19 protein-coding genes and 1 pseudogene are annotated in these 24,779 nt (G+C 46.9%); 12 read left to right on the forward strand and 8 right to left on the reverse strand.

From position 1 onward, the window contains the following. The first annotated feature begins 74 nt into the window (after positions 1–74). Together MKY85_RS21755 and MKY85_RS21760 are read left to right on the forward strand one after the other, a co-directional pair. Entirely contained in the window at positions 75–1,019 is a 945-nt protein-coding gene (locus tag MKY85_RS21755) for a DMT family transporter (protein WP_339236334.1), read from the forward strand. Between the two features lie 67 nt (positions 1,020–1,086). Then, entirely contained in the window at positions 1,087–1,941 is an 855-nt protein-coding gene (locus MKY85_RS21760; protein ID WP_342570731.1) for a sulfurtransferase, read from the forward strand. Positions 1,942–2,074: 133 nt separating this feature from the next. Here the strand turns inward: MKY85_RS21760 and MKY85_RS21765 are convergent, their stop codons facing one another. Next, on the reverse strand, positions 2,075–3,631 hold the full coding sequence (locus MKY85_RS21765; RefSeq protein ID WP_342570732.1) for an acetamidase/formamidase family protein: 1,557 nt from the start codon (positions 3,629–3,631) through the stop codon (positions 2,075–2,077). 266 nt (positions 3,632–3,897) lie between these two features. Between MKY85_RS21765 and MKY85_RS21770 the strand changes: the two are divergent. Continuing rightward, positions 3,898–3,990, forward strand: a pseudogene (locus MKY85_RS21770) (sulfurtransferase); the annotation flags it as partial. A 200-nt stretch (positions 3,991–4,190) separates the two neighbouring features. Here MKY85_RS21770 and MKY85_RS21775 read toward each other — a convergent pair. Then, complete coding sequence (locus MKY85_RS21775) at positions 4,191–5,099, reverse strand: CPBP family intramembrane glutamic endopeptidase (RefSeq protein ID WP_342570733.1); 909 nt, start codon at positions 5,097–5,099, stop codon at positions 4,191–4,193. Positions 5,100–5,233: 134 nt separating this feature from the next. Between MKY85_RS21775 and MKY85_RS21780 the strand changes: the two genes are divergently transcribed. Beyond that, complete coding sequence (locus MKY85_RS21780; RefSeq protein WP_339236361.1) at positions 5,234–5,812, forward strand: TetR/AcrR family transcriptional regulator; 579 nt, start codon at positions 5,234–5,236, stop codon at positions 5,810–5,812. Positions 5,813–6,000: 188 nt separating this feature from the next. Here MKY85_RS21780 and MKY85_RS21785 read toward each other — a convergent pair whose 3' ends face one another. Together MKY85_RS21785 and MKY85_RS21790 are read right to left on the reverse strand one after the other, a co-directional pair. Beyond that, positions 6,001–6,588 (reverse strand): DUF1629 domain-containing protein, encoded by a 588-nt coding sequence (locus MKY85_RS21785; protein ID WP_342570734.1) that lies wholly within the window; start codon positions 6,586–6,588, stop codon positions 6,001–6,003. Between the two features lie 50 nt (positions 6,589–6,638). Next, positions 6,639–7,466: a helix-turn-helix transcriptional regulator gene (locus tag MKY85_RS21790; protein ID WP_339236366.1), complete on the reverse strand. Its 828-nt coding sequence runs from the start codon at positions 7,464–7,466 to the stop codon at positions 6,639–6,641. Between the two features lie 127 nt (positions 7,467–7,593). On the opposite strand from MKY85_RS21790, the gene MKY85_RS21795 reads away from it, so the two are divergent. The 3 genes from MKY85_RS21795 (at position 7,594) to MKY85_RS21805 (ending at position 10,440) form a co-directional block, all read left to right on the forward strand. Then, entirely contained in the window at positions 7,594–8,367 is a 774-nt protein-coding gene (locus MKY85_RS21795) for an SDR family NAD(P)-dependent oxidoreductase (protein WP_339236368.1), read from the forward strand. Between the two features lie 256 nt (positions 8,368–8,623). After that, positions 8,624–9,595, forward strand: a complete 972-nt coding sequence (locus MKY85_RS21800) for an aminoglycoside phosphotransferase family protein (protein WP_339236371.1) — start codon at positions 8,624–8,626, stop codon at positions 9,593–9,595. A gap of 50 nt (positions 9,596–9,645) precedes the next feature. Further along, the gene (locus MKY85_RS21805; protein ID WP_339236374.1) at positions 9,646–10,440 is read left to right on the forward strand and encodes an ankyrin repeat domain-containing protein; all 795 of its coding nucleotides are present in this window, start codon (positions 9,646–9,648) and stop codon (positions 10,438–10,440) included. Positions 10,441–10,514: 74 nt separating this feature from the next. On the opposite strand, the gene MKY85_RS21810 is transcribed toward MKY85_RS21805, so the two are convergent. Then, complete coding sequence (locus tag MKY85_RS21810) at positions 10,515–10,898, reverse strand: helix-turn-helix domain-containing protein (RefSeq protein ID WP_339236375.1); 384 nt, start codon at positions 10,896–10,898, stop codon at positions 10,515–10,517. 38 nt (positions 10,899–10,936) lie between these two features. Between MKY85_RS21810 and MKY85_RS21815 the strand changes: the two genes are divergently transcribed. Further along, entirely contained in the window at positions 10,937–11,392 is a 456-nt protein-coding gene (locus MKY85_RS21815; protein WP_339236377.1) for a DoxX family protein, read from the forward strand. Positions 11,393–11,623: 231 nt separating this feature from the next. On the opposite strand, the gene MKY85_RS21820 is transcribed toward MKY85_RS21815, so the two are convergent. Both MKY85_RS21820 and MKY85_RS21825 read right to left on the reverse strand, forming a co-directional pair. Then, positions 11,624–13,057, reverse strand: coding sequence for an exosporium glycoprotein BclB-related protein (locus MKY85_RS21820; protein WP_342570735.1), 1,434 nt, complete (start codon positions 13,055–13,057; stop codon positions 11,624–11,626). A gap of 40 nt (positions 13,058–13,097) precedes the next feature. Next, on the reverse strand, positions 13,098–13,457 hold the full coding sequence (locus tag MKY85_RS21825; protein ID WP_342570736.1) for a hypothetical protein: 360 nt from the start codon (positions 13,455–13,457) through the stop codon (positions 13,098–13,100). Positions 13,458–14,306: 849 nt separating this feature from the next. Between MKY85_RS21825 and MKY85_RS21830 the strand changes: the two genes are divergently transcribed. Both MKY85_RS21830 and MKY85_RS21835 read left to right on the forward strand, forming a co-directional pair. Then, positions 14,307–16,235 carry a carbohydrate-binding protein gene (locus MKY85_RS21830; protein ID WP_342570737.1) on the forward strand — a complete coding sequence of 643 codons (1,929 nt, stop codon included), beginning with the start codon at positions 14,307–14,309 and terminating at the stop codon, positions 16,233–16,235. A gap of 34 nt (positions 16,236–16,269) precedes the next feature. Then, on the forward strand, positions 16,270–18,333 hold the full coding sequence (locus tag MKY85_RS21835) for a family 43 glycosylhydrolase (RefSeq protein WP_342570738.1): 2,064 nt from the start codon (positions 16,270–16,272) through the stop codon (positions 18,331–18,333). 101 nt (positions 18,334–18,434) lie between these two features. Here the strand turns inward: MKY85_RS21835 and MKY85_RS21840 are convergent, their stop codons facing one another. After that, the gene (locus tag MKY85_RS21840; protein ID WP_342573454.1) at positions 18,435–18,971 is read right to left on the reverse strand and encodes an NAD(P)H-dependent oxidoreductase; all 537 of its coding nucleotides are present in this window, start codon (positions 18,969–18,971) and stop codon (positions 18,435–18,437) included. Between the two features lie 200 nt (positions 18,972–19,171). Here MKY85_RS21840 and MKY85_RS21845 point away from each other — a divergent pair, with 200 nt between their 5' ends. After that, the gene (locus MKY85_RS21845; protein ID WP_091013671.1) at positions 19,172–19,534 is read left to right on the forward strand and encodes a helix-turn-helix domain-containing protein; all 363 of its coding nucleotides are present in this window, start codon (positions 19,172–19,174) and stop codon (positions 19,532–19,534) included. Between the two features lie 260 nt (positions 19,535–19,794). Beyond that, positions 19,795–24,765 (forward strand): discoidin domain-containing protein, encoded by a 4,971-nt coding sequence (locus tag MKY85_RS21850; protein ID WP_342570739.1) that lies wholly within the window; start codon positions 19,795–19,797, stop codon positions 24,763–24,765. Positions 24,766–24,779: the final 14 nt, after the last annotated feature.

Here is a 24,779-nt window from a genome sequence, read left to right on the forward strand (position 1 = left end):
ATCTTTCCTACGGTTACCTTCTCCTGTATAATGAAGTGATTTACGCCATCAGACTTCAAGAAGGAGCTACACCCATGACAAGCTTGAACCGTGCCGGCAGATTCATTTATCTGTTATTCTTTGTCGGCATTATCGCCATTTCTTTTTCTTCGATATTTGTACGTTGGTCTAACGCAGATGTTGCGGTCATTGCCATGTACCGTCTATTTCTGACCAATCTGTTAATGCTCCCGTTTGTCTGGAAATACAGACACGAGATGATGCGTCTGAGCTTACGCCAGTGGGGCTTGCTGCTTGCATCCGGTGTGATGCTGGCCCTTCACTTTCTGCTCTGGATGGGTTCGCTTCGACTCACCAGTGTCGCCAGTTCCACCGTTATTCTCGCACTGGAGCCTATACTGATTCTTGCAGGTTCGGTATGGCTGTTCAAAGCCAAAATTAACCGCATGATGATCATAGGCATGGGCATCGCCCTGTTTGGGTCAATCGTCATTGGTGCAGGAGATTTCCAGTTGGCAGGTACTGCCCTGCAAGGTGACATCCTCTCTTTGCTTGGCACAATTGCAGTCGCTGTCCATATGCTGCTGGGTCAATTTTTGCGAGCGGGGCTTAGTGCATTCTCGTATAACTTCTGGGTATTCTTCGTGGCTGCCTGCACGCTGGCGGTATATAATCTGATCATGGGCCATCCGTTCGGAGGTTACGCTGCATCAGAGTGGGGGATCTTCCTATTGCTCGCCATTGTGCCAACGATCTTCGGACATTATCTCTTCAACTGGCTGCTTCAATATATGAATGCCACGACGGTATCCATGGGTGTACTTGGGGAACCCGTATTCTCTTCATTGCTGGCCTGGATGCTGCTCGGTGAATCCCTCAGTGCGTTACAGATGTCTGCCGGGGTCGTCATTATATTCGGGGTATGGATCTTCATTCGATACGGCAAAACCAAACCTCAACCCATTCCTGCTGATGCTCCGATTGCTGGCAAAGGGCCTGTTGAGCCTACTACGGTATAACAAACTTGCTCGTTCATAATGCGTAGTTTTAAACGACTCTACCACTCTCATAAGGCGGTGTATTTTAATGAAAAATATTGTATCCATGCGCTGGCTGCTCGCCAGAATGTATGAACCGGATGTGGTCATTGCCGATTGCCGATTCTTGCTCGGTCAGCCGGAGGCTGGAAGACAAGCCTATGACGCCGGGCATATTCCAGGAGCTGTCTATCTCGATTTGGAAAAAGATCTGTCATCTCCTGTCTCTGCACACGGAGGACGCCACCCGCTCCCTGACCCGGCTGTGATAGCGAATCGTCTCGCCAAAGCTGGTATTGGCTCCAATAGTCGAATTGTTGCTTATGACGATCAAGGCGGCATGAATGCTTCACGGTTATGGTGGCTGCTTCGCTATATGGGACATGAGCAGGTATACATCATGGACGAAGGTTTCTCCGCTTGGCAAAATGCCAAGTTCCCGGTGACTCAGGATGTGCCTGTGCAGATCCCGTCTTCCTTTGAGGTGAACGTACAGCCGCAGATGCTGGCTAGTGTTGAGGATGCTCAGCAAGCTTCGGCAAGCGGTAGCGCCATGTTGATCGATTCTCGCGATGCCCGCCGCTATGCAGGTCTGGAGGAACCCATTGATGCCAAGGCCGGACATATACCGGGTGCGTTGAACTATTTTTGGAAAGATGTGTTGGATTGGGATGGACGTTGGACAGATACTGGGGTGTTAGAAGAGCGTTTCAGTAAGCTGGACAAGGATGGGGCGATTATCGTGTACTGCGGCTCTGGCGTCTCGGCTTGCCCGAATGTGATTGCTCTGGAGGAAGCGGGATTCTCGAATGTGAAATTGTATTCCGGGAGCTGGAGCGACTGGATTAGTTATGAGGAGAATCCGGTGGCTATAGGTGATGCGGAAGCGGATAAAGACGTATAGCAGTGTATCGGTGTTGAATACATCGCCAGGTGGCTTATCTGCCCCGGCGATGTATTTTTCTTTGTTTGGATTTATGATACTAAAAAACCGTGATGGACATCTGTCCACCACGGTTGAATCATGAAATCGATTATTACTTTTTACTTAACGATACATTTGCTGTTAACGTCTTGTCGATCGTCGTCCAGTTTACATAAGCACCTAGTATTTCATTAATAACAGCAACCGGAACGACAGTTTCGCCATTTAAAAGCTTTGGTACTTTACTATTGAACACCAGTTTATCGTTGATTGAATACACATCTGAACCAATTTGAGCACTTATATTTTTCGTGCCTAAATTGATTTGCGTGGTACGCTTCTTATGATCCCATTCTACTGTGCCGCCCAATAGCTCCGAAATGGTTCGAATCGGTACGTAGAACTCATCGTTATGAACAACCGGTTTGATCGTCGTACCACCTACATTCATGGCAACGTCAACATATTCAAGGAAATCGGTCTTTCGAATGAGTCCATGAACCCCTTTTGTTCGGTCCACGACCTGAGATACTTCGTAATCCGTTGCGGCCGACAGGTACGCATAAGCTACACTTCTATCCATATCAAGCTTATCGGATAAAAATTGAATCGATTCACGTACTGATTCTTTCATCGCTTCATCCAAATCAGGGTCCAGTCCAATGGGAATCCAATAATCCTCTGTCTCAGCAAAGGGTTGCGTGAATTCTCCACTATGCGGTAGTGATGGATCACCTTTCTTCAACACCGTTAACCGAACTGTTCCCCTCAAGGAAGCTTCCAATGCAGTTAACGCTACTTCTCCATCCCCTTGAGCAAAGTGCGGATCTCCAGTGTAAAATAGCCCGCCTTTAACTTGGATCGGATAATAAATAGTTGCACCAACACCCAACTCATTAATATCCATATTCCCTCCTGTTTCAATAGGTGGGATAGAACTCACAACTTCGCTGGTATTTGGCGCAACCCCCATAACACCTAAAAACGGGTTAATTGGGAAACGTACCTTCTTGCCAGCTTTTGTTGGTAACAAACCATACCAATTACCGTTGATTTCTTCAATAGGTGTAAATATAGATACATTATTATATAATTCCGGTTTTGTTGCGCTAGCTCCCTCTTGCGGGCCTGTATTTTCCGGAAATTCGTTAGGAAGGGCACCTTTACCATGGCGGTTAGAAATAACACCATAGGGAACTCGCGTTTGCAACGAAAGGACTTCTACTTTAAGCACATCTCCCGGTTCTGCTCCCTCAACCGCTACTGGCCCAGTGATAATATGAGGTCCGTCTTTTACAAAATCATGCTTAATCTCAGAAGCTGTAATTGCCTTCGCATCATCCAACACGCCATCGGATGAGATACCGAATTTGCCGAAGTACTCCACTGGATTTCTCCCTTGATCCTCCATCAGTCCCTCATGCGATACCGTATCAAATGTTACAGCACTTCCCGATGGTACAGTAAGAATTGGAGAGCTGTCCCGATTAGGCAGTGATCCCCAGCGAATGTTCTCAATCGCAGATGTTACATAATAATCACCTTCTACCTTATCCAGGGTTGTTGGTTGCAACGGCATACTAAAGCCCACTGAAGGTATAGCAAATGCAAACATACTCAGAATCCCTACTGAAACTCCCAATCTCCTAATCGTTCGGTTAATAAACATCTCGCTCCCCCTCTTTACTATGTAATATTACCTTACACAAACAAACGTTAACATATAAATACATTTGCAACAATATTTTTTTGTTATAAAACATAACATTATTGAGTTAAATATAAAGAATTAACTTAAAAATACAAATAACATGTAAAAATACTTACCATATGTTCAGAGGTTTGAACAATCGGAAATTATATTATAGGAAAATTGTGTCTTTCTGTCTTTCTTTCATGTATCTGATCCCTCCGCAGGAATACTACTGCAACTCCGGTTCAGGCATATTCACCTGTCCGCACGTGATTGCGCTGGAAGAAAGGGGATTATCAAATGTGAAGTTGTATTCTGGAAGCTGGAGTGAATAGATTAGCTATGAGGAGAATCCGGTGCGACGAAGAACGTGTCGGGACGGAGCACAAGTCTGCAGGATCTCAACGACAAATACACCGCCATGCAGGCTGATGCCTGTTGCGGTGTATTTGCAGCGCCTCAGTGTCAACCGGGAATACGTGAGAGATAGAGGCATGGATGCACGGAAACACTGATCCAAACAGATCCTATCCCTCTAATGAAACAAAATCTGCAGAAGAAAATGAGGAGAAGCATTCATGAGTCCATGAATCAGGATAATCACCCATATTTTACGATAGCGGGACCATAGATAACCAAGAAAGAGACCCGTAACCCCATGATTTGCAATCACAGTTGCCATATCCATATCCCACTGACCACTTCCTTGAATGGCGACATGCCAGATGGACCATAGAATTGAAACTAGTAATATGGCGGGCCATCTTCCAAGCAAAGTCTCCAACCTCGTTTGCAGCCACACTCGATAAAAAACTTCCTCCAATACGCTATTGATCATAAAACCGATCAACACCAAGAAAAGTAATTCTGACATATTGGTTGCTTCGATTGCTCCTTCTGGTTGTGCAATCGGGGAATAGAACTTTAGATAACACCAAATCACAATAACGATCAGTGGTGCAATGACGTGTCCGCGAGAGCGAGGCTTTTTCGAGATCATGTCTTGTTGCCCGCCAGTTATTTTGCGATAAATCAGCAATAAAATCAGCGGAATGAACAATAGTGTCGTCAACTTGAATGCCAAATAATATAGCTGAAAATGTAATCCTTGCGGGTCTATCGTTATCAGAGAAACCGTAAATAAAACGCCTGACAGCAATAATGCACTCGATTGAACGACCAAGCGATTTTTCTCCATTTGTTGATAAGACGAGGGATCTTGACTTTGACTTTCATAAGGAATCATACGGATTAGGAAAATGCCAAAGAATGCCGGGAATATACTATGCCATATTGGAATCACTTCCTCACGGTCGGCTGTGTACCTTATATTCAAGTTTCCGGTCCATACCAACCACAATACAGCAGCAAATATAATTATCATGCACAATAGGCCGATTGCCTTTCCCCATCCTGGAAACATTACTTTGAATTGCTGATTCATTCCAATTATCCTCCTTGAGTGGTATGTTGCTTTGCCTCTTTTTTTAATTCAGTTGAGTTAAATAAACTCTAGCACATCCCATCTTCTTCGTCTATTTATTTCAGTTGAGTTAAATAATATGATATTCTGTGTGTATGCCAAAAATCGTGGACCATGAGAAAATGAAGAATATTATTGCTGAAGCAACTTGGAAAATCATTAGTGAGCAGGGCATTCATCATGCAACGTCAAGAACAATTGCGAAGGAAGCCGGATTATCACAAGGAGCCTTAAGACATTATTTTTCCAAACAAGAGAGCCTGCTAGCATTTGCAATGGAGTTAGTTAAAGAAAAGGTACTTGCTCGGCTAAAGAATCTGAATACAAAAGAACTGGCGCCTCAAGAAAGAATTGTTGAATACTTGCTTGAGCTAGTGCCGACTGATGAACAGACATTATTGGAAATGGAGGTTTGGTTTGCATTTGTAAGCTATGGAAAAACGCAAAAAGGGTTCGATGCCAACTATGAGGACCTGCAAAGCGCAATAAGGAACTGCATTACGTACTTGAAAAATGAAGGTCTTCTACGCACTACCGATGAAGAGAAGGAACAGGAAAAGCTGTATGCCTTTATGAATGGGATGGCTCTCAATTTGTATCTCGAGCCGGATAAAATCAATCGAACACGAAGCAAAGAAATGATACAAGACTACATCCATTGGATTATCCGTTGAAGGAAAGCATGACACATAGATCGGGGAGTAAAGTTAGCTTGCCAAAGCCCAGCAGAATCCAATCTGCAGCAGGAGCGGCTGAATAAGTTATGAGGAGAATCCGGGGGCTACCGGGGAAAAATAAAGATTAAGAACCCGCGTCTAACGCGGGCTTCTTTGTGCTTTCTATGCATTGATGTCCATGCATTTCAGGAGCTTACCTCTCCGACTTCTGTAACGTTTAGATTCAGCTTATGTTTTCGGCATACTTCGTAAAAACCTTTTGAAACAATGGGTTTGAAGATATGGATATAATCCAGCATAAAAAATTCATGCTCACCAATTCGCTCTTCATGAAGGCAGATTCGAGATACAACTTTGACGATCTTACGTGGAGGCTGTTCTACAGATGCAGCAATGACTGCTTTGCGCCCATATTCGGAACGTTCATAATCGAAAACATCCAAACGATCCAGCTGATGTGCAGTCCAATAGGTTTCTTCCACCATACGACCGTTGTGATAACATACCGTTGTCGGAATAAACTGTGCGTTTGTATTGGCTTCCTCCAACAGCTTTTTAAAACGATCTGATACATGTCTCGTTCCTGTGATCGTCTCAAAATAATCTACATTCATCTTGCGCACTGAAGACAATAACTCAACCTCTGCGGTTGTCCCCTCTGGCAACGGATTCTCTACCGCCACATAATTCATCTCTAATTGAGGAGTGAAAATCGTTCCACCACTAATAAACCCTCTACGTGGATATTGAGATTCCAGAAAATAATAGTTCAAAGAGTGATGTATCCTTTCCAAATGAAGTGCTTTTAAATCTTTACGGTTGTCTACTCGTGCGTGAAGTAATGCTCTAAACGAGATTTTGTTTCTGGATGAGGCATATAAATCATGATTCGCTGATCTGGTTCATTGGGAAATTGTAGGGTAACATGCTCAAACTCAACAACTCCAAAAGTGGGGTGCACAAGCTTCTTGTAACCGTCAAGGGAGCTTGGCACCTCGTGATACTGCCACATCCTCGTAAAATCAGCACTTGTCCTCTTCAAATCTTCGATTAACTTGTCGAATGAATCATCGTTAAGATAGCGTGCTCTTGACGTTCTAAACTCGGCAATCATTCTCTGCGAGACACTCTCCCAATCCTCCGATCCCTCTTTCCACACAGGATCCGTAAATTGGCGCCATATCAAATTATAATCATGCGGAGGTGATATCCTATTAATCGTAAATACAGCATCTGCCGCTTTATTCCAAGCAAGAAAATCCCACTTTTTCCCGATGACATAGGCCGGATTCGGATTCAATTCATTCAGCATGTCCTGAATGGATGAGCTGATTTTCTCTTCAATAATAGTCGATTGAGGAGGCAGTGATTCTCCAGCAAGCAGAAAGAGATGTCTTCGCTCATTGGGTGTCAGCTTGAGTGCCGAAGCCAAGCTTTCCAGTACACTTACCGACGGACGGATATCACGCCCTTGCTCAAGGCGTGTATACCATGATAGTCCTATGTTCGCGATCCCGGCGACTTCCTCTCGCCGCAAACCTCGTATTCGACGACGATTCCCAGGCAAAAGGCCGACATCAAGGGGAGATAGAGAGGAGCGTAAATCTCTTAAGAAATTACCTAGCGCTAACCGGCGCTCACTGTCGTTCAAGTAAAAGCTCCCCCCTTATCCTATCACTCGTAAACCCACCATCAAGCAGGTTCTCGTGACCATTTAATAGTCAAAGTATACTTAAGCCAGTTGATGAGATCAACAATACCAGGCAAGGAGAATGAATATGACAACCATTACAGGACAAATGTTGGCGAGCAAGATCGTGATGATTACAGGTGCGGGGCGAGGCATTGGAGCTGAGGCAGCAAGGCTGTTTGCACAACAAGGAGCTTCTGTGATGCTCGTCGCAAGAACAGAGACTGAGTTGCGCAAAGTCAGGGATGAGATTGTGACGTCGGGCGGAGATGCAGCATATTTTACAGCCGATCTGTCAGATGTAAGCAACGTTGAAGAAGCTGTTAAGGCTACAGTGGAACGATATGGCCGTCTGGATGCTGCTTTTAATAATGCAGGCATCGGAGTCACGGTATCATCGCTGGTGGATGAAAGAGAAGAAGATTTCGACCTGATTCAGTCCGTAAATTATAAAGGAGTCTGGCTATGCATGAAAGCCCAGATTAAAGCTATGATGGAGACTTCAGGGTCAGGTTCTATCGTTAACACCAGCAGCGTGGGTAGTCTAAAGGGGAATCCGGGATTGGGAGCTTACGGGGCATCTAAACGAGCGGTAAACAGTCTAACTCAAACGGCTGCGGTCGAATATGGGCCAGCAGGTATCCGTGTTAATGCCATTGCTCCGGGAACCACAATGACGGATATGATTCAGCAATGGGTTTCTATTAACCCTGACATTGTTGAACAAATTAGTGCTAAAACACCTCTCAGGCGTCCGGCTGAACCTGCTGAGATCGCGAACGCAGCCGCTTGGTTGCTTAGTGATTATTCCTCTTTTGTTACCGGGGTCGTTTTGCCTGTAGATGGTGGACTTAGTGTATAGAATCGGTGGTTACATTCGAAGTGTCTAAGTTGATGTCAATACAGTGTTAACTTGCATGCAAAATGCAAAATAGGGGCCGGGTTACTCATGAATATGAGTGCCCTGCCCCTTGCTTTGATATACATATGAAATATGAATATACAGACCTTAAGCAACACTTTAACAGATCGAAAAGAAACAGTCTATATTTTTGGAAAAATGTTCTATATATTTAGATTGCTGGCCGGCAACTACAGATGAAACGGAGTATAAATCAATGATGTCCAACAACCATCTTACTCATGAAGAATTACAGGATTATGTGTACAATGTATTTGGTAACGGTTACCACTTGACGCAGTGTGCAAGAGTTCATGGAGGCGCACAAAAAGTCATTTACAAAATGGACTTCAAGAATGGGTTCACTTGCCTGTTGTACGTTTGGGATATTTCCAGCAACTATTTTCAGGAAGAGATCTTGAATGAACCCAAGTTCCATAGTGCCTATGGCAGCGAACTTTTTTCTTTGAACACTCGCTTTCTCGCTCAACATGGAATTCGAACGCCAGCCTTGTATGATCTGAATAACGATAGAGGCCGGTACGGTTATGATTTTGCTCTTGTTGAGTATGTGGATGGACAGAAGGCCGAAGCCTATTTCCAGCATAACAATCCCAAAGATCGGGATGCGTTGTTTCAACGGATCAGGGATATGTTGACTCATATGCATAACATTCAAAGAAACGTTTATGGAAACGCCAACGATAACCAAAAAAAGGCTGAGCCTTGCTACAAAGTCAAGCGGTTCGATGCGGAAACAGCCTTATCCTATGCATCCAGGCACATGACCGATATTAGAGAAAATGAAGAAAGGCTGCTTGAGAAACTATCCGAATTGGAAGCAGCAATTCAGCCCAGAGACCTCTATAGTTTCATTCATGGAGAGCTAGGTCCGGATCATATATGGATAGATTCTGCGATGCAACCATGTCTTATTGATATTGAGGGCGCAGGATTCTTCGATCTCGAACATGAGCATAGTTTTCTGGAGTTTCGATTTGGAGACTTTTATCAGCACTTAAAAAATAATGATCTCGACCCGGAGCGGATGACATTTTACCGATTTTGCCATCATTTGTCCCTGATATCAGGAGGACTGAAACTGCTTCATAGACAGTTCCCCGATCAGCAATTCGCTAGAGGTCTCGCGGAGTATCATGCCAGATGCGCAGTTCAGATGCTTATGTGATAAGAACCATACACAGGAATATGGATATAACTCTGGAAGGAGATTTGAGGATGGAATTTATTTACGAAGATGAACGACTTGCCGTGAGCGTTATTCAGGCCATTCATACTGGAGATATCCCATCGTTACAGCAACTGCTGGCAGAGAATCCGGGATTGGAAAATATAAGAATCTTGGAAAGAAAGCCTAACAACATAGACTCGGATTCTAGTATCTCTCGAACGCTGCTGCACGTGGTTACGGATTGGCCGGGGCACTTCCCTCATGGAGCGGATACGGTGCGATTATTAACCAAGTTTGGAGCGAACTTGAATGCTCCTTTTGTCGGTCCACATATCGAGACACCTTTGCATTGGGCTGCAAGCTCCAATGACGTTCAAGTGCTCGATGCCCTTCTGGATGCTGGCGCAGACATTGAAGCGCCTGGCGCGGTGATCGCCGGTGGTACACCGCTGGACGATGCTATTGCATTCGCGCAATGGGATGCAGCACTACGCTTGGTTGAGCGCGGGGCGACCTTTGCCCTTTGGCATGCGGCAGCCCTTGGAAATATTCACGCCATACAAGATCATTTCAAAGGCGTCCAACTCTCGGAACGTTATCCTTGGGGAGCAAGCACCTCCTCTTCCCCACCCGATGTAGTAACCGTTGCCTTCTGGTGTGCTTGCCATGGAGGTCGTAGAGAAACAGCCGAATACTTGCTTAACCGAGGCGCCGAACTGAACTGGATAGCCACCTGGGATGGAATGACTCCACTGGACACAGCCAAACGACATAGATGGGTTGAACTGATCCCTTGGCTTGAGAATCAAGGTGCCAAATCTGCTGGCGAGATTCACAGATAGATGATTGACTGGAAAGAAAAAGCCCGCAATCTTTGCGGGCTTTTTGGCGTGTGATTTGTATGGAACCGAGACGTTTACTGCAAGGAATCGACTTTTTGAAGATCGGATTCGTTTGCCCCTGCCTCGGCTCCTTTACCGTAGAGCTTATCCATATGCTGCATATGCCCTACTCCCCAGTCGCTCATTGTCTGAAGCACAGGTTTCATGAGCTGTCCATACTCCGTAATCGAGTATTCAACCTTTGGAGGAACCTGCGCATACACTTCGCGATGCACAATATCATGATACTCCAGTTCTTTCAACTGCTGGGCTAACATCTTTTTCGAAATATCGGGAATGGCTTTTTGTAATTCGCTGAACCGCATTGTGCTATTGCTTAGCAGGCGTAGAAGAATTAAAGATTTCCATTTGCCCGTAAGAATATCCAGCGCCGTTCCAAATTTGCAATACACCGTCATCTGAATTCCTCACTTTCTAGTCATACGAGGGTATACTTTTGGTTACCTGGTTAGGTTTAAGTGCCTACTTCCTGATTGGACTTTCTCACTTTAGTATAGAGGCAGACATCAAAATTGAACAAGTGAGGGGTAAAGAAACGATGGATATAACGTTATGGATCGTACAAATCATATTAGCGGCAGGTTTCGTATATTCGGGATGGATGAAAACTATTCGTATCGAGTCATCAAGAAAGATGTGGGCCTGGGTCGATGATGTGCCAAAAAGTCTGGTTGTGCTGATCGGAATCGCGGAGCTGCTCGGAGCGCTGGGCCTCGTTTTGCCGTGGGCGCTGAACATAGCTCCGCTGCTTACGCCGATCGCCGCAATGGCTCTGGCAGCGGTCGCATTTCTTGGGATGTTGTTTCATATTCGGCGCAGTGAGTATCGGGAGCTTGGCGTGAATATCCTTTTTATGGTTCTGGCATTAATCGTAACCTTTGGAAGACTATGAACACGGCGCTCATCAGACTTATCTGTTCTCCCACCCAACCCAATTTTATATACGTATCCTTGGGGTAGGTTAAGAGTGAAGGACTGTTTTCAACCTGTCCTAAAAAGCGGTCATAATAATCTATGATAGCATTTTATAGCTATCCTGTTACCGATGTGCTCACATATAAACAGGGACCTCTCGCCATACTGGCAAGGGCCCCTGTCTAACAACTTGATATATAATTTTCCGTTAAGTGATGGTCAGACCGCCGCTTGCATATCCGGCCACGGTTGTAGCTACATCAAGACCGGCTGTTACTGATGCCGAGAAGACCATAAGCAGGCGGTCACCTGCGGCCACCGGAATGCTCAGTCCTGTAGTCAATCCGCTGGATATTGTGCCCAGTGCCAGAATTCCGGTGAGTGGGGGAGCCAAAGTGACCAATGCACCAGGTACAGCTGTAAAGGAGTTATTCGGTGTAGTGGAGCGGAATAATTGTGCAGTTATGGTTACTGTAGATCCAACCAAGCTCAGTCCGGCTGTCGTGCTGAAATATGCAGCCAGTGAAGTAATCGTTCCGGTACGCGATGCGGAGAAAGCGAAGTTAAGCAAAGTGCCAGCAGCGCCTGTGAGATCAATAACTCCGCCACTAACACTGATGCCTGTAGTACTGTTGCCAAAACCTACTAAACTGGAGGTATTCAGAAGGCCGCCCAATACCGTAGTCAACGCAACCGGAAGTCCTGATGCATAAGGAATAATTGCTCCAGAACCTGTCGCACCAGTAGCTCCAGTTGTACCTGCTGTGCCCGTTGCACCAGTAGCTCCGGTTGTACCTGCTGTACCTGTCACTCCAGTAGCTCCGGTTACGCCTGCTGTACCTGTTGCTCCTGTTGCTCCTGTTGCTCCAGTCGTACCTGCGGTGCCTGTCGCTCCAGTAGCCCCGGTTGTACCGGCGGTGCCTGTCGCTCCGGTTGCTCCAGTCGTACCTGCGGTGCCTGTTGCTCCGGTAGCTCCGGTTACGCCTGCTGTACCTGTTGCTCCTGTGGCTCCGGTTACACCTACGGTGCCTGTCGCTCCTGTGGCTCCGGTTACACCTACGGTGCCTGTCGCTCCTGTGGCTCCGGTTGTACCGGCGGTGCCCGTTGCTCCTGTTGCTCCAGTTGTACCTGCTGTACCTGTCGCTCCAGTAGCTCCGGTTGTACCGGCGGTGCCTGTCGCTCCTGTTGCTCCAGTCGTACCTGCGGTGCCTGTCGCTCCTGTTGCTCCAGTCGTACCTGCGGTGCCCGTTGCTCCTGTTGCTCCGGTTGCCCCAGTAATGCTCGGGATTTCGCCTAGCAATTCAGAAGAAACCAAACGGTGGGCTGTTACCAAAGAGCCTGTGCTGCTCTTACCCCATACGGATACTTGAACAGGATCATTAATCGTCGCTGTTGTTGTAAAAGTAAACTCGAAGGCATCCAGATTGGCAAAGTAGTTGTTAGTTATTACCTGATTGGGTGCAAGGTCAAAAGTCTCACTGATATACAGAACTCTCATTCCACCACTCATGTAATACCCTTGTATTTGTATGGTTGAGGTAGCCACATTACTGCGGTTATCGATCTTGACTGTAACTGTCTGAGTCGGTCTTACACCACTAACCGCATTATTTTCTATCGGCCCTGTTGATAAAAAGCTCATCGCTACATCTCCTCTTCATGGGATTGGGATATCTTTTTTCCTAAGTGTTTTGAACTGTTTCCTCGTGCTCCACCACCCGGTGTGCATCAACCAATTGTCCGGAAGCTTGTTTGCCCCACACGGAAATCCCCACTTCCTCCACACCTGCCACATCCGTTCCAAAAACAAACTCAAACGCATCTAAATCTGCAAAATAATCTCTCGTCACTGCTTCGTTAGGGGCTACACTAATCACTTCACTTACATACAGTGTTCTGGTTGTGCTTAGCACATAACCCTGAATGGATACTGTTACAGAATCCACATCAGTCTGACTTACCAATCGAATCGTTACCCGTTGTGTCGGTCTAAGTCCAGAAACCGGGTTGTTTTCTATCGGACCTGTTGATAAAATAGACATTTTTCCCCATCCCACCTTTTTATGAACCTCATACTCTAGCAGGTTTTGGCATAAGCTCACTTGATAGTAATATTCAAGAACAAAACCAACGGTGTGGACAAAACACAGGGGGCAAGTTCACCATTGTCAATAAACAACAACCCTGTACAACCCGTGATTCTATGCAATGAATGAACAGGCACAACAGCAAACGATTGATACTCGTAAAAGTCGAGCAACAAGTGGGCGAGTCTTTGGTCTGATAACCCAACTCGATTCCAGCAAAAAAACGACCGACTCCCCATTCATTGACAGGGAAACGGCCGCTGCTTAAGACGTGTCTATATAATCTGTGTTTATTTCATGAGATTATGAACTCATTTAAAGCTTATCCATCCGTTTTAATTCTAGCGAGAGAGTAATGTTCTTCTTCATCCTCTACTTCAACATAGAAAAAGATTGTATTATCTTAAAATTGTGATATGATATCGTCAAGTTAATAAACATTTAAAAGAAAATATGAAAAATAATTACATTTAAATGTGGTCAAATCTCTTTTTTCGCCAAATTCCAGTTCTAACCCATTTTATTGAAAGCGATTACAAAAAGAAACCTGACAGATTATAGCACTTCTAATCCCACACACAGATGCAGGCTTACTTTGGGTTATAGCCATTCCCTTATCCCCGTGACCACGCACACGGTGTACAGGTCGCTTGGCTTAAACCATATATAACAGCATGACATAACCTAACAACTATTCAAAAAGGGGGTGACATGAGGGACATCTCTTCATTTTTTCAGCATTTCATCATCTCTGCTATTCTAACTTTCGATCACCACTAATCCAATCTCATGGAGGCGAAATGTATGATCCGTAAACCGCTAGTTTTATTGTTGGCGTGTCTGCTAATCTTTGTCACCCTACCCGTTGAATCAAGCCATGCAGCCAATGCAGCTGTAGCCAAACTTCCTGGAAATTCCAATCCTCTCATCGATCACAAACTTGGAGCTGACCCTTATGTGCTCGTCCATAACAATCGCGTCTATGTCTACATGACAGGTGATGCATATCTGTACAACAGTGACGGTTCTGTCAGAGAGAACCAGTACAGCACCATCGGGAAAATTAACGTCATCTCTTCAGCTGACATGGTGAACTGGACAGACCATGGTTCCATCCCTGTAGCGGGTGCGAATAATGCCAATAATGGACAAGGTATTGCCAAATGGGCTACCCAATCCTGGGCTCCTGCCATGGCGAAGAAAACTATTGCTGGCAAAGAGAAATTTTTCCTGTATTTTGCCAACTCGGGCGGAGGTATTGGGGTACTCACAGCGGATTCCCCCATCGGTCCTTGGTCCGACCCAATCGGACGTGCCCTCTTGACGCACGGAACACCAGGTATGTCAGGTGTAACCTGGCTCTTTGATCCGGCTGTACTTGTCGATGATGATGGCTCTGCTTACCTGTATGCTGGAGGGGGTATTCCGAACGATACCAATGCTGCTTCCATTGCCAATCCCAAAACAGCTCGGGTCATTCGTCTCGGTGCCGACATGATCAGCGTGGTGGGCAGTGCCGTTACGATTGATTCTCCTTATATGTTCGAAGATTCCGGTATTCATAAGTATAACGGCAAATATTACTACTCCTACTGCATCAACTTCGCGGGAACACATCCCGCTGCATATCCAAAAGGTGAGATCGGATACATGGTCAGCGACAGCCCAATGGGCCCTTTTACGTATAAAGGCCACTTTCTGAAAAATCCCGGTACGTTCTTCGGTGTAGGCGGCAATAACCACCATGCCGTATTCCAGTTCAACAACGAATGGTATGTGGCATACCATGCACAAACAGTAAGTAAGGCATTCCTCGGGGATGGCAAAGGGTACCGTTCCACCCACATTAACAAGCTGACCCACAACGCGGATGGCACCATCCAGGAAGTGCAGGGTAACATGACTGGTGTATCCCAAACGACCAACCTCAACCCGTATGTCCGGGTGGAAGCGGAAACCATTGGCTGGCAAGCAGGCATTAACACTGAGCCGAGTCAAGCGAGCGGTGGACCTGTAGCCAATCAGAATGTCACTAATATTCATAATGGAGATTGGATCGCGGTCGGCAATGTGGATTTTGGATCAGCTGGAGCCTCCAAATTCAAGGCTAATGTCGCTTCTACCGGAAATGGCAACATCGAGGTACGACTGGACAGTCCGACAGGTCCTCTGGTTGGAACACTTAATGTAAGCTCAACCGGCGGTGCGCAAACGTGGCGCGAGATGGAGACCAATGTAACCAACGCTACGGGCGTACATCGTTTGTATCTGGTGTTTACAGGCTCAGGTAATGGAAACCTGTTCAAACTGGATTACTGGCAGTTTACATCCGGTTCGGGTGGCAACCCCAACCCCAATCCTAACCCGTCCGTTACTCGCATCGAAACGGAAAGCATGACACTTGGCGGTCAATATGCCGGTGTGATCAGCTCCCCTTTTAATGGAGTAGCACTCTACGCCAACAATGATTATGCAGCATACAATCAATATTATGCTTTCCCAACCCATCATTTCTCTGTCCGCGGTGCTTCCAACAACAATGAGACGGCACGTGTGGATCTTGTCATCGGGGGTGTAACGGCGGGTTCATTCTACTTTACCGGTACACAACCGACCGTACAGACCCTGTCGAACATCACACATGCTACAGGCAATCAGGAAGTCAAGCTGGTCGTAACAACGGATAATGGCACGTGGGATGCTTATATTGATTATCTTGAACACTCTCAATAACACAAAGGTCAAGATAGACTGGGGAGGACAAGTTATGTGGAAAAAAATCTGTACGCTTCTGCTCTCTCTTCCGTTACTTGTGGCATCGCTGTCAACGACAAGTCCTACCGCTTCCGCATCAACGTTCAGCAATCCGGTCATTTATGCGGATGTTCCTGACAGTGATGTCATCCGGGTGGGCAATGCCTTCTATATGACCAGCACAACGATGCATATGAATCCGGGTGTACCTGTGATGAAGTCTTATGATCTGGTCAACTGGAGCATCGTAAACTATGTGTATGATACGCTTGGAAACGGGGATATACAAAATCTGAACAACGGACAAAACGAGTATGGGCGCGGTTCCTGGGCAAGCAGCTTGCGGTACAACAATGGGATATATTATGTGGCTTTTGGCTCACTTTCCACGGGCAAGACATATATTTATCAGACCAGCAATATCGAAACAGGCCCATGGACACCTTACACACTGAACAGTTATTACCATGACCCCTCCCTCTTGTTTGACGGGAATCGAACCTTTCTTGTTCATGGCAGTGATAACATCAGTATCATTGAGCTGACACCTGATGCGAAGGCCGTCAAGGCCGGAGGGCTGAATCAGGTTCTGATTCCAAACGCGAGCAGTATAGCTGGTTCTAACATGATTGTAAAGGCAGAAGGAGCACATATTCAGAAGATCAACGGCATGTACTATGTATTCCTGATTGCCTGGCCTTCGGGTGATGGTCGCATTCAGCTTTCCTATCGTGCAAACACATTGACAGGGCCATACACAGGTAAAGTTGTACTACGAGACTCGGGCATTGCCCAAGGAGGCATCGTGGATACCGCATCCGGTGCATGGTACGGCTTGCTGTTCAGAGATAGCGGGGCTGTTGGACGCATTCCCTATCTGGTGCCGGTGACATGGTCGGATAACTGGCCTGTGTTTGGGGTGAACGGTAAGGTTCCTCTTAACATGAATATGCCCGTTGAAGGTCAGCCTGCTGCCAAAATCTACGGGTCGGATGAGTTCAACGCAACCACATCAGGTACACCCTCAGTAACGCAACTGTTAGTGAACGGCGGCTTTGAGGACAGCACCATTCAGCCGTGGACCAGCAACAATACAGCAACCATCAGCTTAACGAATGCCGAAGCGTTTAGCGGTACCAAAAGCCTGCTCGTCAGCGGCAGACAGCAGACAGCAGGCGGTGCCAAACAGATGGTTACAGGTAAGCTGTTACCAGGGGAAACGTACTCTTTTTCGGCTAAGATCAAATACACCGCTGGTCCCGCAACCAAAACGTTCAATCTTAGCATCCAGAACGGTGCAAGTTATACCGGAATTAGCATTATGGGCAGTGCAACGCTAACCCGCGGACAATGGGGCACCCTTCAGGGTACGTATACTGTTCCATCGAACGCAGACCTGTCCCAAAGCTTTATTTTTGTGGAAACACCGTATAACTCGAATCCGGACCCGACCAATGATCTGATGGCATTTTATGTAGATGACGTCTCACTGACAAGCAATTCATCTACCGGCACATCCAGTCTGGCTCCATACTGGCAATGGAATCATAACCCCGATGCTGCCAATTGGTCCCTGCTCCAGCGACCCGGTTTCATGCGTCTAACCGCAGGCAAAATCAGCAAAAACCTGTTGGAAGCCCGCAACACACTGACACAACGAACCTTTGGTCCAAAAAGCACGGGCATTACCGCTTTGGATACAGCAGGCATGAAGGATGGTGATTATGCTGGACTCGCTGCTTTTCAGGCCAGATACGGCTTTGTCGGCGTAAAGATGACGGGCAGCACCAAATCCATCGTTATGGCCAATGCCAGTTCCGGCACCATGACCGAGGTAGCAACGGTGCCATTGAACCAGAACAGAATCTATCTCCGCGTCATCTGTGATTTTACGAACCAGACAGACAAAGCCTACTTTGCTTATAGTCTGGATGGCAACAACTGGATATCCCTTGGCAATACACTTCAAATGTCTTACACACTGCCACACTTTATGGGATACCGGTTTGCACTATTCAATTATGCAACGAAGTCTACCGGAGGGTATGCAGATTTCGATTATTTCCGCGTAGAATAAATGTGATTTTATTCAGTTATCGATCAGGACCTGGAACTCCATCATGTGTGGAGCCAGGTTCTTTTCAATACATTTCTTATGAGAATATTCACCTTTTAAATTCAAAAAGTCCGGTGCTGTTTTATATAACGCATGTATCCTTCAGCACTTCGGTTAATCTCTTCATCGGAGGCCTGGAATGAGGCACCATAGACTGCATATTGTGGCACCGCCTGAGCCCCTACATGATTCATGCTTGCTATGAAAGGTGCAACAAGTTCCTCAACGCTGTAACCGATAGAACCATCTTTCGCATAATTCTCCTGTTTATCCCCTATGGAGATCGCCAGTCCCATTCGCTTTCCCTTCAATCGATTCCCTTTCGATCCGTACGCCCATCCATGGGTGAACACATCATCAAACCATTTTTTCAACAGCGGTGGGTAACTGTACCAATATAACGGGAACTGCAACACAATAAGATCATGCGTCTCCAGCAACTCTTGTTCTTGGGCTACATCAATCTTCCAATCGGGGTAGGTCGTATATAATTCGTGAAGAGCAATATCATCTGTATACTGCAGCAACTCCTCCTTCCAGCGACGATTGACTCTCGAACTTTTCATATCGGGATGTGCCAGAATAACAAGTGTTTTCATCATAAGTTCCTCTCTTCCCTTCCAGGGTGTTGGTTTCTATACTTGAATATGGACCATTATCGGCCACATCCAGTCAAAAGAAAATACACACAATGAAGTAAGGTACTTACCTCAAAGTGTGTATGGACTTCCGTGTCAGAACCGTGAGAAAATAAATAGTTACACCCTATAAAACACGTAAAAAACTGAGGTGAATCAGGATGAAGCAATACAATCTGGGCATTGAAGCAACGCTCGAAATTATAGGCGGCAAGTGGAAAGCCTTGATCATCTGTTTGTTGATGTCCGGGGTAAAGAGAACGGGCGAATTAGAGCGAAGCATCCCCGGCATTTCGCAAAAAGTGTTAATTCAACAATTGCGCGAGCTGGAACGGGACGGCCTTGTCACCAGACATGTCTACCAGCAGATGCCTCCCAAAGTGGAATATGGACTTACAGAGTACGGCGTTACCGCCAATACCATCGTGGATGTCATGTGTACTTGGGGAAGGGACAATATTGCTCTCAGACAGCAGCGGGGCGAAGACGTTGTATTATTGGAAAACAACCAGCCCGAGTCTTGATTTCACAGTTGCACATTCCCCATACATTATGTAGGACATATGTCTCCTTTTCCACGAAAACGATTAAAAAACCTTTATATTCCAGACCAAATGATCGATATACACATTGGGGCACCTGAATATCCCGTGTTGAGCATTGGATTCACATCTCACAAATGCAACACGGGAGAACAGAATGATACATACGGTAGCGAGTAAGGGAAAAAGATAAGCTCTATCTGGTGAGATGGAAAGGGCTAACAAAGGAGAAGGAGAGTCATATGAAGGTAAGAACGAGTCAAAAAGGAAACACACGCCACAGCTACATCAACTTGATGTTATCTGTTCTGTTATTGATTAGCAGCATCCCGCTGTGGCCAATCTCAAAAGTGCACGCCGCAGATGAGGAACATCATCTGTTATCCCTGAACCGGCCGGTGTACAGTTCCTCATCTCTGGGCGGCAATACGGCAGACCATGTGGTTGACGGCAACAAAAACACCCGCTGGGAAAGCATATGGCAGCAAGATCCGCAGTGGATCTATGTTGACTTAGGCGCGGTGGCCTCCATCTCGGGCATCTCCATCGAGTGGGAAAATGCGTATGCTTCCAGCTTTGATCTGGAAGTATCCAACGACGAAGTCCATTGGCAGTCTGTTTACTCCACAACAAAGGGGCAAGGCGGCCTGAACGAAATTGAGGTCACAGCAGAGGCACGATATGTGCGCTTGTTCAGCCATCAAAGAGCACAGCAAGCCTATGGCATCTCTGTATACGAATTCAATGTATACGGGACGGGCGGAGCAAATCCACCTCCCAAACCAGCAGCCATGAACCTTGCACTTGGACAACCGGTTACAGCGTCTTCGGAAGAAATTGATGAGCCTAGCCGTTCAGCCGAGGATAAAGCCAAAATGGAAAAAAAGAATTACGAAGCTCGGAATGTAACGGATGGCAATCCAGATACACGCTGGTCTTCCATCTACAAGGATCAGGAATGGATTGTTGTAGACCTTGGACTGATCCGGGAAATCGGGAACGTATCCCTGCAATGGGAAAACGCTTTCGGACGTGCATATGATATTCAAGTATCCAATGACGCACAGCAATGGACTACATTGTACCGGGAATTGCACAGCAACGGTGGACGGGATGAAATTCCGGTATACGCCGAAGCACGGTATGTGAAATTGGCCGGACTTGGCAGAGGAACAACCAATGGATACTCCCTGTACGCATTTGATGTCTACGAGTATATCGAAGGTGATGCCAAACCTGTGCATACCATTCCGAATATCCCTGAACCGTCATCCGTACAGATGGGTTCCGGCAGTTACGCTGTAAATGACATCACGATGCTGCAGCCGAAAAATCCGAAAAATCGTACGGCTGATATTACGGCGCCTCTCCCTTCCAATGACTGGTGGCAGTCTATTCTTGTATCTGATCTGGGGGATGGCAACAGTCTGGTCACACTCCCACTCAAAAGCAGATATACCAAACAAGGACTTCAACTTCTGAACCCCGGAGCTGGTTACGTTTCGGCTGATGGCGGTTCTATGGACGCTGACGGGGAACCGGATCTGATCATGACCACCAGCAATATGAATCCGGCGGAGGTCAATACCAAGGTGGCGGGATATGGAGATTATTCCGCAACGATCATCATGAGTGATGACGAAACGGCCAAAATGAACACCACGTTTGTGAAGGGTTCCCCTTTCCTGTACAACACCTTCGATAACCCAGATACCATTATTGTTCGTTCGCCCAACATCACACGTCTCTTCGATGATCAGAACCGTGAAATTGTTCTGAAGGATGGAGAATCACTGACGGCCGATCATATCGGCGTTGAAATAACCAATCAGGACAGAGCGCCCAAGCCTCAGACCTTTAAAAGAAATTACGGGATCTTTGCACCTGAAGGAACCGTATTTATGAAACTTGGTAATACGATCAAGATCAAGCTGGGCCAGAGCGAAAACTATCTTTCACTGGCTACCCTGCCGTCCGCGGCAGAGCTGCCTTATTATTACCAGCACGCCTACGCCTTTGTTACCGATACCCAAGTGGACTACAATTATAACGAGAGCACTTCACTGGTAACGACTACCTTCAACTCGGTAACCCAGACGAAACGGGCAGGCTTTTCCTCCGAGACACTCATGGCCTTGTTCCCGCACCAATGGAAACTGGCGACTACTCCGTTAACGGAGCTTGCTTACCCTTCCATTCGCGGCATGATGAAAGTAAGTGAAGGCAATACGTTTACGACACAGGATCGATTCTATGGCATTATTCCGCAGTTTGTAGAGCCGGATGATCCGACCTACTCGCGTGCACAATTAATCAGCTATCTGGATCAGCTTGACGCGGATACGGCAGGCAATCTGATGAGCGAGGATCCTTACTGGCAAGGGAAAAAGCTTCATCCGCTTGCGCTGGGTGTACTCATCAGCGACCAGATCGGAGATACGGTAAGGCGAGACCACTATCTGTCCCTGCTTCGAAACATTTTGACAGATTGGTATACTTATTCGCCGGATGAACCTTTGCACTCGTATTATTTTTATTATTCGGATGAGTGGGGAACCATTTTCCCTTACGGTAGTGGATTTGGTGTTAATACCGGATTGACAGATCATCATTTTACCTACGGCTATTACGTTTTTGCATCGGCTGTACTGGCCACATATGACCAAGCATTTTTGCAAGATTACGGCGACATGGTTGACCTTCTGATTCGGGACTATGCCAATCCTTCACGGACAGATGATCAGTTTCCAAGGCTTCGCAATTTTGATGCGTACGCAGGTCACTCCTGGGCGGGTGGTTACGCCGATAATCGCAGCGGGAATAACCAGGAGGCGGCAGGTGAAGCCCTCTTTAGTTGGGTCGGACAATATATGTGGGGTGAGGTGACAGGCAACAAAGCCTACCGCGACACCGGAATCTGGGGTTTCGTAACTGAAGAAAAGGCTGCCGAGCAATACTGGTTTAATTATGACGGGGATAACTGGCTGGAGGATTACCAACATGCTACGGTAGGTCATGTGTACGGCAGTGCCTACCTGTATGGAACGTACTTCTCGAATGAAGCCGAGCACATTTACGGTATTCACTGGCTGCCGCCAGCGGAATGGATGACCTATTATGGACGTGATCCGCAGAATACCAAGGCTCTCTACAATGGTCTCATCAAGGATCTGGGCGGTCAGCAGGAGCGCACATGGCAACATATTATCTGGCCGTTCCAGTCCATTGGAGACCCGCAAGGTGCTCTAGCCAAATGGAATACGAGCGAGATGCAGCAAAATGAAGTCTTTAACGCGTACTGGTTCATGCACAGCATGGCTTCTACAGGAACACGCACGATGGAAATCTGGGCAGATGATCCGGCAGCAACCGTGTACGAAAAAGACGGCGTCTATACAGCGCAAATCTGGAATCCGTCCGACACTGTCAAAACAGTGCATTTCTACAATGCCAATGGCGCTTTGGGTTCGGCTACCGTTTATGCCAAAGCGCAAGTAAAGGTTAACCCGCTGGAACATTCCGTTGTTAAACAGCCGGATGCCTCTCAGGGTGTAGTCTATCTCGATCGGAGCCAATGGACCATTACGGCATCCTCCAGTTCAGAGCCGGTAGAGCGCATGGTCGACGGTGATCTGACTACACGCTGGTCATCCGGACAGATCCAGCAGCCCGGCGATTGGCTGCATATTGATCTGGGAAGCGAACAGTCTATGGATACGGTATTCATGAACTCCGGCAACAACGGCGGTGATTATGCTCACGGGTACGAAATCTACGTATCCAAAGATAACGAGAACTGGGCCCAGCCTATCGCAGAGGGCGCTGGAACATCTCCAAGTCTGTCCGTGGAATTGGGCATGCAAACCGCCCGTTATGTCAAGATCGTATTGACTTCCTCTGCGGACAGCTGGTGGTCTATCTCTGAACTCAAGCTTGCCCGATTTGGTAAACTTGAAGCAACACCGGACCTCCCACAGCCTGTATCGCTTCCAGATCGCTCTTCATGGATCGTAACCGCCTCCTCTACTCAAGGAGCAGATGTGACGGCCAATATGCTGGACGGAAGTTCAAATACCCTATGGACCAATGGGAGGAAACAAATCGAAGGACAATGGATTACCATTGATCTTGGCCAAAAGAGTTCTTTCGATGCCATAGAATTGGACCCGGGTCATGCGAAAGACGACTATCCGAGACAGTATCGGATCTATGTCTCGGATGACGGCGAACACTGGGGCACGTCCATTGCAGGCGGCGAAGGCACGCCTGGACGCATGTCCATCACCTTCCCTGAACAGCAGGCACGTTATGTGAAGGTGGTACAGATCGGGAATTCCGATCAATGGTGGTCTATCTCCGAGTTGTTTATTCATCATAATGGAACGGGCAAACAAAAGCGGTTGCTGCCAGACGGCTGGTCCGTGACCACTTCTTCCGGAGACGATGCAGCGGCTATACTCGACGGCTCGGACCAAACACGCTGGACCTCCGGTCAGACTCAAACAGGCGGCGAATGGATTCAGATTGATCTGGGGGCCTCGCAGCCAGTGAATCGGATTGTGCTGGACAGCGCGCACAGCCGGGAAGACTTTGCTCGCGGTTATGAAGTATTTACTTCCCTGGATGGAGAGCAATGGGGGGAAGCCCTGGCTTCGGGTGAAGGATCATATCCGCTGCTTTCTATCCCCTTTGCATCACATAAAGCACGTTATATTAAGGTCGTACAGACGGGTACTGATTCTCATTGGTGGTCCGTAGCTGAATTAGAGGTCTATACTGCTGATCAGACACCCTGGATATCCGGGGAACTGGATCATCTGCTACCTGCTGAACTGGATCGAACATCATGGACAGCGACTGCCTCCACCTCTGGAGATGTTGTGGCGATGCTCGACGACGATCTGAATTCACGCTGGACCTCTTCATCTGGTCAACATGCCGATCAATGGGTCCAGATTGATCTGGGAAGCAAGCAGAGCTTCAGCCGCTTGACCATGGATTCGGGGAGCAGCAGTAACGATTATGCTCGCAGTTTCCAGTTATTCACTTCTGATGATGGCGAGCACTGGAATGGAGTTACGGAAGTCCTGGGAACAGAACCCGTCATTTCACATACGTTCTCCAAACAAACCGCGCGATACATCAAAATGGTTTTGACCGCGGACACTCCCGAGTGGTGGTGGTCCATTGCCGAGTTAAAACTTTACCATTAATGTCATCACGATCT

It is taken from the genome of Paenibacillus sp. FSL R5-0749, from assembly GCF_038595085.1.
Classification (GTDB): Bacteria; Bacillota; Bacilli; order Paenibacillales; family Paenibacillaceae; genus Paenibacillus.